Origin of the sequence: Psychrobacter sp. WY6, from assembly GCF_018448495.1 — a bacterium.
In the GTDB taxonomy this organism is placed as follows: Bacteria; Pseudomonadota; Gammaproteobacteria; order Pseudomonadales; family Moraxellaceae; genus Psychrobacter.
On record NZ_CP049902.1, the window covers coordinates 2,651,703 to 2,670,175 of the forward strand.

12 protein-coding genes, 1 tRNA gene and 4 pseudogenes are annotated in these 18,473 nt (G+C 41.0%); 16 read left to right on the forward strand and 1 reads right to left on the reverse strand.

The window, feature by feature from the left end; translation table 11 throughout:
* The first annotated feature begins 370 nt into the window (after window positions 1-370).
* From G7Y90_RS13185 to G7Y90_RS13235, 11 genes and pseudogenes are all read left to right on the forward strand, one after another.
* On the forward strand, window positions 371-1,099 hold the full coding sequence (locus G7Y90_RS13185; protein WP_250162585.1) for a glycerophosphodiester phosphodiesterase: 729 nt from the start codon (window positions 371-373) through the stop codon (window positions 1,097-1,099).
* Window positions 1,100-1,323: 224 nt separating this feature from the next.
* The gene (locus G7Y90_RS13190) at window positions 1,324-1,605 is read left to right on the forward strand and encodes a hypothetical protein (RefSeq protein ID WP_250162586.1); all 282 of its coding nucleotides are present in this window, start codon (window positions 1,324-1,326) and stop codon (window positions 1,603-1,605) included.
* Window positions 1,548-2,725: pseudogene (locus tag G7Y90_RS13195) on the forward strand (acyl-CoA desaturase). Before G7Y90_RS13190 ends, G7Y90_RS13195 begins: the two are co-directional and overlap by 58 nt.
* Before the next feature lie 323 nt (window positions 2,726-3,048).
* Window positions 3,049-4,515 (forward strand): protein adenylyltransferase SelO, encoded by a 1,467-nt coding sequence (locus G7Y90_RS13200; RefSeq protein WP_250163998.1) that lies wholly within the window; start codon window positions 3,049-3,051, stop codon window positions 4,513-4,515.
* A gap of 349 nt (window positions 4,516-4,864) precedes the next feature.
* Window positions 4,865-7,197: pseudogene (locus tag G7Y90_RS13205) on the forward strand (NADP-dependent malic enzyme).
* A gap of 207 nt (window positions 7,198-7,404) precedes the next feature.
* Window positions 7,405-8,217, forward strand: a complete 813-nt coding sequence (locus G7Y90_RS13210) for a tRNA nucleotidyltransferase/poly(A) polymerase-related protein (RefSeq protein ID WP_284143746.1) — start codon at window positions 7,405-7,407, stop codon at window positions 8,215-8,217.
* A 200-nt stretch (window positions 8,218-8,417) separates the two neighbouring features.
* Window positions 8,418-8,591, forward strand: coding sequence for a hypothetical protein (locus tag G7Y90_RS13215; protein WP_250162587.1), 174 nt, complete (start codon window positions 8,418-8,420; stop codon window positions 8,589-8,591).
* 257 nt (window positions 8,592-8,848) lie between these two features.
* Window positions 8,849-8,923, forward strand: a tRNA-Ile gene (locus tag G7Y90_RS13220).
* A gap of 148 nt (window positions 8,924-9,071) precedes the next feature.
* Window positions 9,072-10,052, forward strand: coding sequence for a tyrosine-type recombinase/integrase (locus G7Y90_RS13225; RefSeq protein WP_250162588.1), 981 nt, complete (start codon window positions 9,072-9,074; stop codon window positions 10,050-10,052).
* Window positions 10,053-10,111: 59 nt separating this feature from the next.
* Entirely contained in the window at window positions 10,112-10,249 is a 138-nt protein-coding gene (locus G7Y90_RS13230; RefSeq protein WP_250162589.1) for a hypothetical protein, read from the forward strand.
* 162 nt (window positions 10,250-10,411) lie between these two features.
* Complete coding sequence (locus G7Y90_RS13235; RefSeq protein WP_250162590.1) at window positions 10,412-10,873, forward strand: hypothetical protein; 462 nt, start codon at window positions 10,412-10,414, stop codon at window positions 10,871-10,873.
* Here the strand turns inward: G7Y90_RS13235 and G7Y90_RS13240 are convergent.
* Window positions 10,866-11,613, reverse strand: a pseudogene (locus tag G7Y90_RS13240) (IS5 family transposase). The gene G7Y90_RS13235 and the pseudogene G7Y90_RS13240 overlap by 8 nt on opposite strands.
* A 134-nt stretch (window positions 11,614-11,747) precedes the next feature.
* On the opposite strand from G7Y90_RS13240, the gene G7Y90_RS13245 reads away from it, so the two are divergent.
* The 5 genes and pseudogenes from G7Y90_RS13245 to G7Y90_RS13265 all read left to right on the forward strand — a co-directional run bounded on the left by G7Y90_RS13245 (window position 11,748) and on the right by G7Y90_RS13265 (window position 18,457).
* Entirely contained in the window at window positions 11,748-12,233 is a 486-nt protein-coding gene (locus G7Y90_RS13245) for a hypothetical protein (RefSeq protein WP_250162591.1), read from the forward strand.
* A gap of 200 nt (window positions 12,234-12,433) precedes the next feature.
* Complete coding sequence (locus G7Y90_RS13250) at window positions 12,434-12,601, forward strand: helix-turn-helix transcriptional regulator (protein ID WP_250163999.1); 168 nt, start codon at window positions 12,434-12,436, stop codon at window positions 12,599-12,601.
* 2 nt (window positions 12,602-12,603) lie between these two features.
* The gene (locus G7Y90_RS13255; protein WP_250162592.1) at window positions 12,604-14,025 is read left to right on the forward strand and encodes a DUF3631 domain-containing protein; all 1,422 of its coding nucleotides are present in this window, start codon (window positions 12,604-12,606) and stop codon (window positions 14,023-14,025) included.
* Window positions 14,026-14,299: 274 nt separating this feature from the next.
* Window positions 14,300-17,648, forward strand: a pseudogene (locus G7Y90_RS13260) (helicase-related protein).
* Entirely contained in the window at window positions 17,645-18,457 is an 813-nt protein-coding gene (locus G7Y90_RS13265; RefSeq protein ID WP_250162593.1) for a DUF4391 domain-containing protein, read from the forward strand. Before G7Y90_RS13260 ends, G7Y90_RS13265 begins: the two are co-directional and overlap by 4 nt.
* The last annotated feature ends 16 nt before the right edge of the window (window positions 18,458-18,473 follow it).

An 18,473-nucleotide genomic window follows, 5' to 3' on the forward strand; every position in this document is an offset into this window, starting at 1 on the left:
ACCCTAGCTGCCCTAGGTTTGAAAACCAGATTATTATACGGTGTTTAAATAAAATGTTCATTAGTGTAGCCCATGGATATACAAATAACGCCCCTCATTATAGGTAAAACCTGTATTTAGTTGCAAAAACATAACAAATACATACTTATGAATTCGCTGTAAATACGCTTTTAGACTACCGCGATCAACTAGGGTCTGTTGAATGTTTGACAAACAGTAAACCTATTCTAAGATTTCGCTCAGCTCATATCTATAAAGTTTTTGGATAAAAGGAACCACATATTAATATTGCTCTATCGAGCAAATTTTATTAGACGCTGTTGTTTTAGCACTATATGATTGCGCGTATCACTAACCAACCATATAAATTATGATAAATTTCGAAAACACGCTTTTATTGGGTCATCGCGGTGCGCGCGGCGAAGCATTAGAAAATACCTTTTCAGGCTTTGAGTACGCTCAACGTCTTAACATTCAGGGTCTAGCAGGGGTTGAGTTTGATGTACAACTGAGTGCGGATGGTCATTTAATCGTGTTTCATGATGACAAGCTGCAACGCATGTGTGGTCAGCAAGCGCGTGTTGATCAGTTAAATCTTACTGAGATTCAACGCCATTCGCAGTTTGGTCATCAGATTATGACATTAGGGCAGGTAGCACCGTTGCTAAAGGGCTTTACTGATATTGAACTGGAGATTAAAACGCATGACCGTACTGATTATGCTAAATTGGTAAAAGCATTGACACGCAACCTCATCGATAGCCCACTTGCCAAACTACCCATTGTGCTGACCAGCTTTGATGTAGAGCTACATGTTCGCTTGCAACGTCATCCATTACTAAAGCATATCTCTCGCGGCTTGCTCATTCGCACACCTGAAGTCTTAATGACTGCGCCGAATACCGCCTTGCAACTTGGCTGTATTCAGCTAGGTATCCACTATCCGCTGATTAGTCGAGCAGTCATTAAACATAGCCACCGTTATGGCTTGCCAGTGAGTGCGTGGACGGTCAATGATATTGACACGATTAAACAGCTGATCGCATGGCAAGCTGACGTCATCATCACTGATTTTCCGAGTTATTTACTGCTGGGTTAATAAGCATCGCCTTCATTTCATTTATTTAAAATCATCTACATATCTACGGTGTTACTTACACTTCTCCTCAATGCCTGATAAGTCATCCATTATTTTCGTTAATACATTCCATAATCAATACAAGTTATTGTTATTTAGCAATATTTTTACAGTGTATAACTGTTCACTTTATTGATTTTTTAAGGTATCATATAGGCTTAAATTAATACCGTTAGGGATATTATATGATTGCAAAAAAAGCACTTGGCTTACCGCTTAAAGGCTTACGTTTCGCTATCAAATCTGGTGATACGCTTATCAAAGCCGCCAGCACTCAAGCCACACGTTTTAAGACACGTTTTGACGAGAGTAAAACTGCAAGCTCGCTTAATGAGCCGCCTTTGCCAAACGCAACTACGCTCATGCTGCGGGAGAGCAAGATGTCGCTACTAAAGAAGACAGCATTGATATGCGCGAGTTTGAGTTTACAAAAGCGCCGATCAACTGGATTCCAGCGACTATTCTAGTAGCCACACCTATTGCTGCTGCGATCATTACACCATGGTATTTGTTTACTCATGATGTTAGCGCGCCAGTTTGGGGCGTATTTGGTGCCTTTATGGTATGGACAGGCATTAGTATTACGGCGGGTTACCATCGCCTGCTATCGCATCGTGCTTATAAAGCGCACCCGATTGTCAAAAACTTTTTATTGCTAGGTTCTACCTTTGCCGTACAAGGTTCAGCGTTTGATTGGGTTTCTGGTCACCGTACGCATCATCGTCATGTCGATGACCGCTTAGAAGACCCGTACTCAGCAAAGCGTGGCTTTTTCTTTAGTCACATGGGCTGGATGCTACGCAATTATCCTAGCGGTAAATTTGACTATAAAATATCCCTGACCTAACCAAAGATAGAACCTTACAGATTCAGCATAAATATTATGGTCTCTGGGTTGCGGCATTGAACATCGGTGTGGTCGCTGCGATCGGTTGGTTATTGGGTGATGTTTGGGGTACTTTAGTCATCGTAGGCTTACTACGTCTGGTACTGACGCACCACTTTACCTTCTTTATTAATTCGCTCTGTCATATGTTTGGCACGCGTCCTTATACGGATACCAATACTGCCCGTGATAACTTCTTCTTAGCTATATTTACGTGGGGTGAGGGTTATCATAACTACCATCACTTTTTCCAATACGATTATCGTAACGGTGTAAAATGGTGGCAGTATGATCCTACTAAATGGTTGATTGCTGGCTTGTCGAAGCTGGGCTTAACCAGTGAGCTACGTACCGTTGATGACACCACTATCAAGCATGCAGAAGTACAAATGCAATTTAAAGCGGCACAGCAGCAGATTGATACGGCAGCAGTGGGCGGTCTTGATCTTCCTCATGCCATGAAAAGCTTCCAAGATCGTATTAAGTTTGAATATGATGCCTTTATGCAGACTGTTGAAGAATGGCAAGCACTCAAAGCCAAAACGATTGAGCTGAAAAAGACAGAATATGCCGATCGCTTGCATGAAGTGGAAGATGAGCTAAAGCATGACTATGCCAAAATTGAACAAAAAATTCTTGAGCATAATAGCAATTTAAAAACTGCGTTTCGCTCTATCGGCATAAGTAAAAAAGCGGCATAATCGCTGATTATTAAACTGTATTTTATTACCTTTGTGATGAACGATAATTGTAAAGCTTCTCCTTCCCTCTATCTGCTACAGATAGAGGGATTTTTTTGCTCATCCTTTATAGATCGTGTCGAACATTGATTTATGAAAATAAAAAGGACAAGTGGAAGCAATATCTTTGTTTAATAGGCTAAATGCATTCAATATTGCTCATGGTTTTTGGGTGCGCTATTACAAGAGATGGACAGAGTGAAACGATGTAATATCAAGGCTATGCTATAGTGCTTTTATCGCCCCTACACTTTACTTATACTTCAAAAGCAGGAACGGCTTGTATGCGCTATCAAAATACCTATATCAATCTAGACACACGCCTTTATCATGAGCAACCGCCGACGCCGCTGGACAATCCACGTGCTGGACACTTCAACATGCAAGTTGCGCAGCAGTTAGGCTGGACAGATGATGAAGATCTGATGACACATTGGGTAGAGATACTCAGTGGTCAATACGTGCCAGCGGATTTTAAGCCATTGGCCATGGTTTATGCGGGTCACCAATTTGGGCAATGGGCAGGTCAATTGGGTGATGGGCGCGGCTTGCTGATGGCACAAGTGCTCGATCACAATAATCAATTGCAAGACTTGCACCTTAAGGGCATTGGTCTGACGCCTTATTCGCGGATGGGTGATGGGCGTGCTGTCCTGCGTAGTACCATTCGCGAGTATTTATGTGGTCATGCCCTTACACAATTAGGTGTTCCTTCCTCTAATGCTTTGGGATTTGTTGTCTCCGATACGAGGGTGCGCCGTGAGCGCATGGAAGCAGGTGCGGCATTGATGCGCGTGGCTGATAGTCATATTCGCTTAGGTCATATCGAGTGGATTGCCAGCTTTGCTCCTGATTTACTCGCTGAGTTCACTGATTATATGATCGACACTTATTATCCAGAGTGCCGTGATAGTGACGCTCCCATACTGACATTTTTAACCACGGTGGTTGAGCGAACCGCACGAATGATTGCTGACTGGCAACTGATTGGCTTTGCTCATGGCGTGATGAATACTGACAACCTCTCTATCACTGGTAGCACCTTAGACTTTGGTCCATTTGGTTTTATGGAGCGTTTTAATCCTGCTTGGATCAACAACCACTCTGATCATACTGGTCGCTACGCTTATCAGAATCAACCTGCTATTGGTCACTGGAATCTCAATGCTTGGCTGCCACATTTTATGCGCTTAGAGGGCGTAACACGTGAGGCGTTAGCAGACTGTCTAGCGCCTTATGAAGCCACATTTATGCAGCACTATCAGCAAGGGCTTTGTCGTAGACTTGGGCTGCCGCATGCAAAAGAGAGTCTAACCTTGGCTTTCGAATGGTTAACCTTGTTAGAAGACAACTTGCTGGACTATACCAATAGCTTTCGTGCGCTACTCAGTTTGGTCGCGCCAGATGAGCACCATTATGAAGAGCAGCTATTGTCAACCATGATGAATGAGCTTAGCGATGATGCCCAACAAGTCTGGCAAGATTGGTCGACTCGTTATATAGCTCAAATACAGCAGCTGCCACTTGAGCAAGTTATCGATGATATGCAGCACAATAATCCTGTTTATGTACTGCGTAATAGTATGGCGCAGCGTGCCATTACGGCAGCAGAACAAGAACAGTTCGAAGAAGTGAGTCGAGTATTCGATTTACTGGCTAACCCTTATCAGGTACAAGCAATCGCTACCCTTCTTGACACGATGCCGCCTACCCCACATGCGCCGAAAATGCCGATTAGTTGCTCGTCTTAATGATATGTTATTAAACTGCTATTCTGTAATATTTTGAAACATTATAAGATTAAGGTTGATATTTAACCCTATTTTTTGGCATTATTAATTGGCTAAATAATGAATATCATTTTACTATATTATTCTCGCCGTTCACGGCAGCTGACTAGGCAGTGAATTGGCAATAGTGCTAGAATAACTGTTTTTGCTAGATTACTTTTTTGGCTCAATGCTTAATCGCTAATCCTGACACTTTGAATTATTAACTGTTTAGCGTCACGTTTGCCCTTAGATGATTATCATTCCATGATTTTTTGAGGGTAAAACGTTATTTTTATCTCCATTTACTTTATTCCAATTTATTCTAACCATGGCAATTATTATGAATGACGATACCACTTTGAATACGGATAACCTTAGTACAGAAAAAGAGCAGTTTGAACAAGCTGCCTTACATTATCATGAGTTCCCACGTCCAGGCAAAATCTCTGTCACCCCTATTAAGCAGTTGGCAAACCAACGTGACTTAGCACTTGCCTATTCACCAGGTGTGGCAGTTCCTTGTCTTGAGATTCAAAGAGATCCGACGTTAGCGGCTAAATATACCGCCCGTAGCAACTTGGTTGGTGTTATCACCAACGGTACAGCGGTACTGGGTCTAGGTAATATCGGGCCATTGGCATCGAAGCCTGTAATGGAAGGTAAAGGGGTTCTATTCAAAAAATTCGCAGGTATCGATGTGTTTGATATTGAAATTGCACAAATGATCCAGACAAATTCATCGAAGCTGTTGCCTCTCTTGAGCCTACTTTCGGTGGCATCAATCTAGAAGACATCAAAGCACCAGAATGTTTCAAAATTGAGCGTGAATTACGTAAGCGCATGAATATTCCAGTATTTCATGATGACCAACATGGTACGTCAATCATTGTTGCAGCAGCGATGCTCAACGCGCTATTGATTACTGGCAAAAAAATCGAAGAGATTAAAATCGTCTGTTCAGGTGCTGGTGCTGCAGCTATTTCTTGTTTAGATATTATTTGCGCACTTGGGGTGAACAAAAATAATATCTTTGTTTCAGATTCACGCGGTATCATCACCACCATTCGTGAAAATCTTGACGAAACCAAACAGCGCTATGCCCGTGAGACGACTGCGACCACTATCGACGAAGTGATGGATGATGTCGATATGTTCCTTGGTCTATCGATGCCTGGCACGTTATCTGAAGATATGGTTCGCCGTATGGCAAAAGACCCTATCGTCTTTGCACTTGCTAACCCAACGCCTGAGATCATGCCAGAATTGGCGCACGCCGTACGTCCAGATGTCATCATGGCAACGGGTCGCTCAGACTATCCAAACCAAGTAAACAACGCTTTATGCTTCCCTTACATCTTCCGCGGCGCATTAGATGTTGGTGCCACGACTGTTAACGAAGAGATGAAAGTCGCTTGTGTAAGAGCTATCGCTGCGATGGCACACGTTGAAGCAACGCCAACCACCAGCGCTAGAAACATTGAAAAAATGCAAAGTTTCGGTCGTGATTACCTGATTCCAGGACCTTTAGAGCCAAACCTAATCATCGAGATCGCGTCTGCGGTCGCTCAAGCTGCGATGGACTCAGGCGTTGCAACCTTACCTATCGCTGATATGCAAGCTTATCGTCAGCGTCTGTCTGAGTTTGTCTATAACTCTGCATTCGTGATGAAACCAATCTTTGCTCGCGCTAAAGCCGATCCAAAACGTATCGTTTACTGTGAAGGTGAAGACAATAATATCTTACTTGCTGTGCAAGTGGTCGTTGATGAAAAGCTAGCACAACCTATTTTAATTGGTCGTCCTTCAGTCATCGAAGCCAATATCGAAAAACTAGGGTTACGTCTAAAAGATGGTGTGAACATCTCTATCGTCAATATCGATGACGATCCTCGTTATAAAGACTACTGGCAGGGTTACTACGAGAAGAACAAACGTCTTGGTGTGAGTATTGAACTTGCTCGTCGTGATGTTCGTCGTAAGACCACGTTGATCGGTTCACTATTGGTCGAAAATGGCGCTGCAGATGGCATGGTATGTGGTACGTTTAGCCATTATCAGTTGCACTTAAAATATGTACAAAGCGTTATTGGCAAAAAAGAAGGTGTGAACGACTTCTATGCTATGAATGCGGTACTCATGCAAGATCGTAATATTTTCATCGCCGATACTTATATCCACGAAGATCCAACGGCTGAACAATTGGCTGAAATGACTGTCTTGGCGGTTGATCAATTACGTCGCTTTGGCATTACACCACGTGTCGCGCTCGTTTCTCATTCTAACTTTGGCGCTTCAAATCGCACCAGTGCTGTGAAAATGCGCAAGGTCTATGAACTGCTGACAGATATGAATGTAGACTTTGAATTCGACGGCGAGATGCAAGGTGACGCCGCGTTGAATGAACATATTCGTTTAAACAACATGCCATCAAGTCCGTTGAAAGGTGCTGCAAATCTGCTCATCTTACCAACACTTGACGCCTCAAATATTGCCTTTAACTTACTCAAGACAGCAACTGGTAGCGCCTCTATTGGTCCTATTTTATTAGGTACTAGCAAACCGGTACATATTCTCACACCATCAGCAACTGCACGTGGTATCGTCAATATGACTGCTCTTTCCGTTACTGAAGCTCAAGATTTGGCGAGCGAAAATCAGTAATATATCCTGCGCTACCTAGTAGTATGTATTATCGAGATGGTCTCTGTTATTCATTTATAGAGACTGTCTGCTATACTAAAACCAGTCAATGCTATTAAATAGCGTTGTCTGGTTTTTTTTGCTTGTTATACATTGGCTAAGACGCAACGTAGCCTTATTCAGTATCAGTCATCACTTGCTCAATAAAAATAAAAGATAGAGGCATTCATGCAAATTTACCTTGTCGGCGGCGCGGTACGCGATCAACTGTTAGCACGTCCTATTAAAGATAAAGATTTTGTCGTCGTTGGTGCAACTGTTGCAGAAATGCTTGATGCAGGGTTTCAGCAAGTGGGTGCAGATTTCCCTGTATTTTTGCATCCTAGTAGCCATGAAGAATACGCACTGGCACGCACTGAACGCAAAGAAGGCTTGGGGTATAAAGGCTTTAGCGTACATGCCAGTCCTGATGTCAGCTTAAAAGAGGATCTACAACGTCGAGACTTGACGATTAATGCCATGGCGGTAGAAGTCACCAGCTTAACTGATGATACGCCTATCAACGGTGACGTCATTGACTATTATGGTGGCATGGCTGATATAGACAGTAAAACCTTGCATCATGTATCAGATGCATTTAGCGAAGACCCCCTACGAGTGCTTCGAACCGCTCGCTTCTATAGCCGTTATTATGACCTAGGTTTTGTCATTGCTGATGAAACTTTGACGTTGATGCGCCAATTAGTTGACTCTGGAGAGCTTGCGCATTTAAGTGCAGAGCGCATTTGGCAAGAATCTAGCCGTGCAACCATGCAGCTATCACCGCAGGTATACTGGCAACAACTGTTTGAGATTGGTGCGCTCACAGAATATTTTGCCCCACTACATGAAGCTTGGACTAATACTCAGATACGTGAAACGGTACAGACTGCGCTATATTTCGCAGGGCAAATGAAATTGAACTTGTCACAACGTTGGGCGCTATTAATGAGTAGCCTTAATTCATTTTTATTTACCTCAGAACATACAAATGAAACGTAAATAAAGCAGCCAATATAAAAGGTATCAATGATATAGGCAACGCCGCTAAGGTACCAAAGGCACACACTCAATTTTCGAATCTCTTCGCTCAGCAAGTCGCAAAGCTAAGCACAATACACCATTTAAGCACGGCTGAAAAAATTGATCTCATACAAACTTGCGGCGCTCATAAAGAGCCTGATAAGTTATCGCAGCTATTAGTGACCAGCCACGTGTTGCAATTGGCAACACAGCACCGTCAGATAATGCTAGCGCTGAATAGCTTTCATGCCATTAGTATGCAGGATATTGACTCAGCGCTAACAGGCCCTGCGATTGGTGCAGCATTACGACAAGCCAGAATTGAACACTTGCAAGTACGAAACCAATGTTAAGAAAATTTAAAAAGATGCAGCAGCGCGATATCATTGACTCAATTCCTATGCAGCGTATAGGTCGACCTGACGAGATTGGCCATAGTGTGTTGTACCTCGTGTAGGCCAATTATATTACTGCTGATGGTGGTCGCAGCCTGACATTGGCTGGTAGTCATATTTAATAGAAAAGTAGAGCATAAAAAAATATCTTGATTACTACCTATCTTTTACTTGAAAAATTAAAAAATTCAGGTATCATTGTCCGTCTAGCGTTAGGGCCCATAGCTCAGTTTTAGAGCAGAGGACTCATAATCCTTTGGTCGTAGGTTCAAGTCCTACTGGGCCCACCACATATTGAATCAGGCTTGTTCGCAGCGATGCGGCAAGCCTTTTTTATGGGGTTTTACAAGATTTGCGAAAGTATAGGTATGTGGCGAACCATATAGAATATTGGTATATTTGTTGGTATAGATTATACCAACGTGGAGATATACCAACATGCCATTAACTCATACGATTATCAACAGACTAACCCCAAGTGAAAAATGCACCCCTAGCCGCCCTGACAAGCACAGTGATGGCGATGGCCTTCAACTGTGGGTAAGACACACTGGAAACAAAGTCTGGGTCAGTGCTTACCGCTGGCAAGGTAAACAGCAGTCACTCACTTTAGGTAAATATCCAGTAATCACATTACAACAAGCACGCCAGCGTAACCTAGAAATAAAGCAACAGATTAACGAAGGTATTAACCCTAAAGATAAGAAAAAAGAAAAGCTTGCTGAACAAGATGGTTCAAGGCTTTTTGATACTATTGCCCAGGCCTGGTATGCAGACCGCAAGACCTTTTTAGCCTCTAGTACGTTTAGCCGTAACTATTCAGCCTACATGCGTGACGTTAAACCAGTTATAGGACATAAGCTAATCGACGACATTACGTCACCTGATATTTTGACAATCGGTAAGCATATTGAAGCACGCGGCGCTAATGAAATGGCGCGACGAATTATGGCAGAAGTTGGACAGATATTTAAGCATGCTATTCGTACTGGTATGGCAACATCAAATCCTGCAGCAGACTTATCAGCAGCCATCAAACCGCATAAAACTAAAAACCACAGTCGCATTACTTCAAAAGAGTTGCCTCAGCTTTTAAGCGACATTGATAGTTACACAGGTCATATCATTGTTAAATTAGGTCTATTGTTTCTATGCTATACCTTCGTGCGCACTAATGAGCTCAGGTTCATGGAATGGTCAGAGATCGACTGGAACGATAAAATTTGGCGTATACCTGCAGACAAAATGAAGATGGATAGACCTCACATTGTGCCTCTTGCACCACAGGTCATAGATATATTACAACAAATTAAAGAGCTGAATTTTTCAGAGCGGTATGTATTCTACAACCCTTCAACTCGCAAACCTTACAGCCAAAATGCGTTTATAAATGCTTTATACCAGATGGGCTATAAATAGAGATGACGGGGCACGGATTCCGAGGGCTGGCAAGTACTACCCTTCATGAGCAGGGGTTTATGCATGAAGCTATTGAGTTACAACTGGCTCATGAACAAGAAAATAAGATTAGTAAAGCATATAACGGTGCTCAGCATTTAGACTATCGTAAAGATATGATGAAAAGATGGGCAGCCTATATAGATGCTGATATATAAATACAATTGACTGTACATCTATTAAATTAGTTCTTAACCCTTCTTAGAATTTGACGGAATCTTTAAGCTGAAAATCGTTTTTTAAAGAAACCTCTTTATATGCTAAGTTAAATTTCAACCTGTCTTTGTAAATTATGTAAAGTTCAAACTTTAAGGAAAAATATGTCTGATGACACTAAACCTTTCTTCACTATAGAAGAAGTTAGAAAATATCTAGCTGCAACAAATGATAGGGCATTTAGTAATGATGAAGCTATTATGCGCTTAATCAATACAAATCAACTTACGCCATATGTCAAATACAAAGGATTAGTCAGCTTTGTAACTCAAAGTATCTCAATGAATAGAGAGTCAACAATAAACTCTTTAACCAATACTATCAAAAAAGAGATGACTAAATTAGAAGTTGGAGAATTGACTGAGCCGCATTACTATGATTCTGCGTTAAACGTAGATAGCATTATATATTTAGTTAAAAAACTTTTATCTTCTTTTGAGGACAAGTTTGCTACTAAAACAGCTGGAGCAAAATTGTTTACTGAAGGAGTGTTTAAATTATCCCCTCTAAACATTGTACAATCTGCGTTAGGAATCGAAGTTATTCTAGGGCGTGTCATCAATTAAGCCAAACGACACAAGAAACTAGATGAACCGCACTTAAGAAATGACAGGCTAACTTGTCATAGCGAGTGGCAATCGCACGATACTGCTTAATCTTGGCAAAGAAGTTCTCTATTAGGTGCCGTGCTTTAAAAGCTCTTTATCGAAGTCTCTTGGCTGCAGCCGATGACACTTAGATGGTATAACTGCATTACCTTGCACTGCTTTAATCGGTTCAATAACGCGGGCATCAGCATCGTAAGCTTTATCGGCAAGCCACGTTTGGCTAATACTGACATCAAGCAATTCATCTGAGCCACACAGGTCATGAGCTGCGCCACCTGTTAGATAAAAGCCAGTAGGATTGCCTAGCGCATCTGTACGAGTATGTATTTTAGTCGTCAGTCCACCTTTGCTGCGTCCAATGGCTTGATCCCTTTTTTTCCAGCACTGTGCTGGTGGGCTTTAACAATCGTGGCATCTAGCATGGCATATTCGTCATCGGATTGTTCAGAGAGTTGATTAAAAACCTGCTCCCATACGCCTTTTTTTGACCAGCGACTAAAACGAGTATGAATCACTCTGAAGTCGCCAAAGCGTTCAGGTAGGTCACGCCAAGGTATGCCGGTCTTGTAACGGTACAGAACCGCTTCTACGAACAAGCGGTTATCCTTTGCAGTAATACCAACGTCACTTGGTTTACCAGGTAGAATGTCTTTAATTCTCTCCCATTGGTCATCACGTAGGGCATGTCGTCTTGTCATAGTCATTGAGCTCAAATTCCTAAATACGATCTAAGTATAGCTTATTCTGAAATATCTATGCTAATTGATGACACGCCCTAGGTGATCAGAGACCTGTTTCTCAAGCTATATGGTTTGACTTAAACGACTCTGGTTTGAATGATGACGAAATAGAAGGTTACATACTATATGCAATTGAAAGTGATGAAAATCAAAGCGTGAATTTAGAAAAGAACTGTGAGTTACTATTTGCGAAGCATGATTTACTATACATTCTTAGTATTATAAAAAATAGTCACTTCATTCCTAAACTAGAATCGGAGCTATCATCTGCAAGTAGAACTATCAGTCAGCAACATAAAGAGATAGAGACACTTAAAAAAGAATTGAGAAAATCTCAGTCTCAACAGCCAGAAAATGATGTCAAAGATAGTGTCTACTCATTGATATTAGTTCTTAAAGATTTGTTACTAAACCCTGATATTAATGCATATCATTTCAAAAGCGATAGCCTTAAGAGCACAGGTGAACCGACTCAATCTGGCTTAATTCAGCATATTATAAATGAGAAGATTCCAAAACTTGGTAAACGAAATATTGAAGATATTTTTGCTAATGCTAATAAAAACGACAAACAATAAAATTTGCGATTTAGTGATCGCAACTTGCGATGACATATTTAACGTATATCACTATCATTCCATACTTACCGCAGCATGTCGCTGCCGTAAGTATGGAGAAATAAAATGTACGATCAATATAAACATAATGACTGTAACGAGTCATTAAAAAACGAGTTAATTAGTACGTTACCTGTCCAGGGCATGTCACGAGCAAAACCATCCTTCCTTTTTTACCATTTTCGAGAACGACTTTACATGAGTGGAGTCGTGATGGTAGGTTTCCTGCCAGCATAAGACTGTCTCCAACCGTGGTGGCCTGGCGAAACTCTGAGGTTCTAGCATGGATTGAGAGCCATTCTACGTCTTCTAATGATAAGGAGGCATAATCATGAGTAAAAACAACAAGGTTACACCTCCTGAGGCAATTGATGAGCGATCAGTTGACCCAATAAAAAAGCCAAGCATCCTGCAAGATGCTAAGCTTTCAGAAACTACTACAGATGACATAGACCAGCCATCATTAGATATTTTACCACAAAATGTGCCGAAAATTAGCTCAGAGGAAGCAAAAGCCATTATTAACAATATAGCTAAATTGCCAGAGCTAGATTATCAGCTAGCACGAATTGATACTGCTAAGTTCTTAAATGTAACATTAAAGGCGTTTGATCAATTGGTGAAAAGCGCTAGGAATAAATTAGACGTTGGAAAAGATGAAGGTTTAGTTGTTTATACTCAGCCAAGCTCAGAACCAGTATTAAATATTGCTTTAATAGTTAGTCTAATATATCAGATAATAGAAGATCATATCGCTTGCACTGATGCAGTTAGAGTGGCTGCTACATTATGGATACTAATGACATGGCTTATTCCAGCAAGTGATATTTTACCTATTGCTTGGATTAATGCTCCGGAAAAGCGTTGCGGTAAAAGTACGCTTTTAAAACTAATGAGCCGTTTGAGCAAAAAGTCGCTATCAACATCTAACATCACAGGGCCAGCACTATTTCGTTGCATTGAAGCCTATGAACCAACATTATTCATTGATGAGGTTGACACGTTTCTCAATGATGATGAGGGCATACGAGGTGTACTAAATGCAGGTCATAGTCGTGATGGCTCAAACATTACGCGCTGTTTTGGTGATGATCACCAATTAATAACATTCAATGTTTATAGTGCTAAAGCGATTTCCGGTATTGGCAAAATTCCTGACACGCTAATAGATCGCTCAATATCGCTCATGCTACGCCGTAAAATGAAAAATGAGACAAAAAAACGAGTGCGTGATCTGTCTGTAGATACTACTAACAAAATCCAATCGCAGCTTGCTAGGTGGTCTAATGATAATATGGCAGCTGTCAAAGCAGCAAAGCCAGTATTACCTACTTATATCAACGATCGGGCACAGGACAACTGGGAAATTTTGCTGAAAATAGCTATGATATTAGGTGATGATTGGCTGGAAAAGGCTCATAATGCTTGTATCGAAATTTCTGGTATTGAAAGCGATGAACCTAGTTTAAATGAGCAGCTCTTAGCCGATATTGAAATCGTTTTTAATCTATATGGAACCAACAGGCTTTTAAGTAGAGACTTGCTTGCAGGATTATGTAGAGATCCAGAGATGATCTGGTCAACTCTAAATCATGGCAAGCCTATAACTTTACATCAAATTGCTAAAAGACTAAGTGAATTCAAGATTTCATCTAAGGATATGAGGACGCTTGACCTACGCGGTAAGGAAGTACGAGGTAAAGGTTACGATATCAATGACCTTAATGATGCTTTCACACGTTATTTATCGTAGCATTACTCCCGATTTTAAAGCGTACACAAAGGATTGAAATCTGTTTAATACAGTTTTCAGTCCTTTTCTTTTGTCTAACCCTATTGAAGCTAGCCTATATGAAATTTGGAGCATGTTCTAGTATTTGTATTTTACTTAGCTGAGTATTAGTAACTTGAGGTTCATATCTTTATTTCATTATAGCTCTTTAGATTCCTACCGATGTCATCTAAAATGGCTACAAATTTTGCCTTTGCTATACGGCACTCACCTCATAAAGACCAATAGTTGACCCATGAAACTTATAGATAACTTGAACCACAGATTTGGCGATGACATAAAAGAAAACTTGCATACTGATTCTAAGTTACAGATAGCCGCCTCATTTTCTCTATCTATGCTTATGCAGCGTTAAAGCAAGAGCTTAAGAATATCGATGGGATGCAGTTTTTATTTACCTCTCCCACTTTTGTACCTAATGATGTCACCGATAAGTTCAAAAAAGAAAAGCGTGAGTTTGTCATTCCTAAGTTCAATAGAGAAGACAGCCTATATGGCACTGAGTTTGAGATTCATCTGAGGAACAAGCTGACTCAAAAAGCGATTGCTAAAGAATGTGCCGAATGGATACGCAAAAAAGCGGTCTTTAAGTCAAATACTACCAACTCACCCATGCAAGAGTTTGTATGCGTTAAAGACAATGCATCATTATTTACTTACATGCCTATTCAAGGCTTTACTCCTGTTGGGCTGGGCTATGAAAAAGGCGACGCTGTCTCGAACATGGTCAATCGGTTTGATTCAGACTATGCGCTACCCTACCTGAATTTATTTAATCAAATATGGCAGGATCAGCAAAAGGTGACTGATATTACTGACGAGATTGTTCGCCATATTGAGTCGGTATATCAAGAGAATGATCCTGAGCGTATATACTTTCTAATACTCTATAATGTTTTTAAAGAGTTTCTTGAAGATCTAAATGAAGACGTTATGCCTAACGACCTAACAGGCTATCATGATACATTGATTTGGCAAAAGCTTTATAACTTCCAAACTGATGCAGCCGTAGGCATTATCAATAAGCTTGAAACCTATAACGGTTGTATCCTAGCTGACAGCGTTGGTTTAGGTGTAAGACGTTCACTGCACTTGCCGTAGTCAAATACTACGAGCTGCGCAATAAAAGTGTCTTGGTACTTTGTCCTAAAAAACTTGGTGCCAACTGGACTAACTATAACGCCAATTTGACCACCAACATTTTTGCTAAAGATCGTTTCAATTACGATGTGCTTTTTCATACCGACCTATCTAGAAATAGCGGTGAAACCCTAGGGATAGACTTAGCGAAAATCAATTGGGGCAACTATGATTTAGTAGTTATCGATGAATCGCACAACTTTCGTAACCGCGAGAACTTCAAAGATAAGAAGACTCGCTATGATCGCTTGATGGAGCAAGTCATACAGCAAGGCGTTAAGACTAAAGTACTGATGCTTTCAGCCACGCCAGTAAACAACCGCTTTAACGATTTAAAAAATCAGCTGGCGTTAGCCTATGAAGGAATAGTAAGAATCTAGATGATAAGCTCGATACTAAGCGAGATATTGACACTATATTCCGAAATGCTCAGGCAAGTTTCAACAACTGGTCAAAACTGCCAGTGGAGCATCGCACCACTAAAGCCATATTAGATATGCTCGATTTTGACTTTTTCAAACTCTTAGATAGCGTCACTATTGCACGTTCACGTAAGCATATTCAGCGCTTCTACGACACCAAAGAAGTTGGACAATTCCCGACACGCTTAGCGCCACTTTCATATCGCTGTGCCATTACTGAAGACAATAGTATTGCCTTCAATCAGATTTACAAAGAACTAGCCTCAATTAGAATGGTTGTGTATGCACCGCTCACGTATATTTCCTAGCGCTTTAGAGAAATACGAAGACCTATATGACACTGAGATCGAAGGTAAAAGACAATTCAAACAACAAGATCGAGAACAAAGCTTACAAGCATTGATGACGGTCAACTTACTCAAACGTTTAGAGAGCTCTGTTCATGCGTTTCGTTTAACATTGCACAACTTAAAAAATCGCTTGGAGCAAGCTTTATCTAGCATCGCTGAGTATCAGGCTCGAAAAAGTAATGATCTATTATCTATCGATATTGGTACAGGATACGATGATGACGCCTATGATGAAGGGCTTGATGAGCCAGTTAATCCTAATGATTGGGTGGGTGGTAAGCTTAAAGTTCATCTTGATGACATGGATATATTAAAGTGGCACACAGACTTGGAGGCAGACTACGCTGTTGTCAGACGACTAATCGCCACTATTAGTACAGTCACGCCAGAGCGTGATCATAAGCTTCAACACCTCAAAAAACACCTTATCAATAAAATTAATAATCCTATAAACTCTGGCAACCAAAAAGTACTTATATTCACTGCTTTTGCCGATACTGCTAACTATTTATACGAGCATATAGCTCCAGAATTGTTGCACGACTTTAGCTTACATACCGCTAAGATCACTGGTAGTGAAAATCACACTACCATTAAGAGTATGGTCGGGAGCCGTAAGGGCTACGATATGCAGGGTTTATTGACACTTTTTTCGCCTAAGTCTAAACAGAAAGATGACATCTTTCCTGACGAAACTAGAGAGATAGATATCTTAATAGCCACCGACTGTATTTCTGAAGGGCAGAACTTACAAGACTGCGATTATCTTATCAACTATGATATTCACTGGAACCCTGTACGTATCATTCAACGCTTTGGTCGAATAGATCGTATCGGCTCTACCAACGATCAAATTCAACTGGTGAACTACTGGCCAGATATCAGCCTAGATGAGTACATTAACTTGCGTGAGCGCGTTGAAAATCGCATGATTATTGTCGATATGGCCAGTACAGGTGATGATAACGTACTCAGTGCTAAAGCCAATGATATCGCTTACCGACATGAACAACTAAAACGTATGCAGACTGAAGTGCTTGATTTAGAAGACGCTAATACAGGTGTGTCTATTACAGACTTAGGTCTTAATGATTTTCGTATGGATTTGCTTAGCTATATAGAAGCGAACCCTAACTTAAAGCGACTGCCTAACGGATTGCATGCTGTCGTTCCTGCCAATGACAAATTAGGACTACCTGCCGGTGTCATTTTTGCCCTAAAAGCACGTGAGCTAGCTCAAGCTAACGGACGCACAAATCATAAAACTGATGCCGAGAAAACTAACCAGCTATACCCTTATTATCTGATATATATTGATAACGACGGAAAAGTCATAGCAGATTATACCCAAGCGAAGCACTTGCTTAGCTTGGCTAGACAAGCGTGCCGTGGGCAGCCTGAACCTATATTAGAGGTATGCAAGACCTTTAATAAGCGCACCGCTGATGGTCAAGATATGAGTCACTATAGCTTACTATTAGACTTAGCTATAGAAGCGATCAAGGAAGTCAAAGCTGACAAAGATATCGATAGCTTATTCAGCGGTATGACGACTACCGCTCTAAAAAATGACATAAATGAGCTTAATGACTTTGAACTTATAGGGTTTGTTGTGGTAGAAGAGCTCACTTCAAACAACACTCAACATACAAGCATTGCTAGCGACTTATGATCTTATACCAATATCCTCAATCGGCTGCCGTTGATAGACCCATACCCAAAAACAAGCTCTACGAGCAAGGCGCTGCTAACAGTAAGCTTAAGCAAAAGTTTATCGATGGAGTGGCGAAAATCACTTGGGCATATAAGCTCTCTGCTGGCTCGCTAAATATTCAAACCGATACTCTGTTTCAAGAAGTGCAAATATTTAGAATTGTTGCTCGCACTGCTGATATAGACCTAAGTATCCTCAAGTATATCGACAAACTGATACCGACTCCCGTTATCTTTGAGATTGTCCATAATGATCGGGTCAAAGTTATTGCTGCTTACAAGCGTACGAACCAAGCAGATAAATCAAAGATCGTGCTAAATAAATACTATAGCTCAGAATGGCTCGCCAGCGATCAACGTGAGCCGTTACCGTTGATACTTAATCTGACTGATTTATATAACCATCTGATCGAGCAGCTGCTTCCTAGTATTATTAATGATGCCGTGACGGATAAGCTTACTGATACGCCAAAGCCACCTAGTCAGCACATTAAGCCAAAAGCCATTGAAGGTGACGCGCCTTCTACTGAATTGAGTATCGTTGCAAAAGCAGAGCTAAACCCAACAGCTACCGTCTCTATCAGTACTGCGATGAGTATAGAAGATAAGCTTAAGCATGTGCAGCAAGTCGAGAGCCTGACAAAGCAGGTCGAGCAACTTCAAAAAAAGGTCAAAAAAGAGCCTCAATTCAACCGCAAAGTTGAGCTTAATATGCGTTTGCACAAGCTGAAAGAGCAGCTTACTCAGCTCATTAATAAAGCCCATTAATAAAACTTATTTACAA

What these genes read in the sequence shown, in the direction of transcription:
- G7Y90_RS13185 (WP_250162585.1), top strand. Translation starts at nt 371, where the DNA reads ATGATAAATTTCGAAAACACGCTTTTATTGGGTCATCGCGGTGCGCGC.
- G7Y90_RS13190 (WP_250162586.1), top strand. Translation starts at nt 1,324, where the DNA reads ATGATTGCAAAAAAAGCACTTGGCTTACCGCTTAAAGGCTTACGTTTC.
- G7Y90_RS13200 (WP_250163998.1), top strand. Translation starts at nt 3,049, where the DNA reads ATGCGCTATCAAAATACCTATATCAATCTAGACACACGCCTTTATCAT.
- G7Y90_RS13210 (WP_284143746.1), top strand. Translation starts at nt 7,405, where the DNA reads ATGCAAATTTACCTTGTCGGCGGCGCGGTACGCGATCAACTGTTAGCA.
- G7Y90_RS13225 (WP_250162588.1), top strand. Translation starts at nt 9,072, where the DNA reads ATGCCATTAACTCATACGATTATCAACAGACTAACCCCAAGTGAAAAA.
- G7Y90_RS13230 (WP_250162589.1), top strand. Translation starts at nt 10,112, where the DNA reads ATGCATGAAGCTATTGAGTTACAACTGGCTCATGAACAAGAAAATAAG.
- G7Y90_RS13235 (WP_250162590.1), top strand. Translation starts at nt 10,412, where the DNA reads ATGTCTGATGACACTAAACCTTTCTTCACTATAGAAGAAGTTAGAAAA.
- G7Y90_RS13255 (WP_250162592.1), top strand. Translation starts at nt 12,604, where the DNA reads ATGAGTAAAAACAACAAGGTTACACCTCCTGAGGCAATTGATGAGCGA.
- G7Y90_RS13265 (WP_250162593.1), top strand. Translation starts at nt 17,645, where the DNA reads ATGATCTTATACCAATATCCTCAATCGGCTGCCGTTGATAGACCCATA.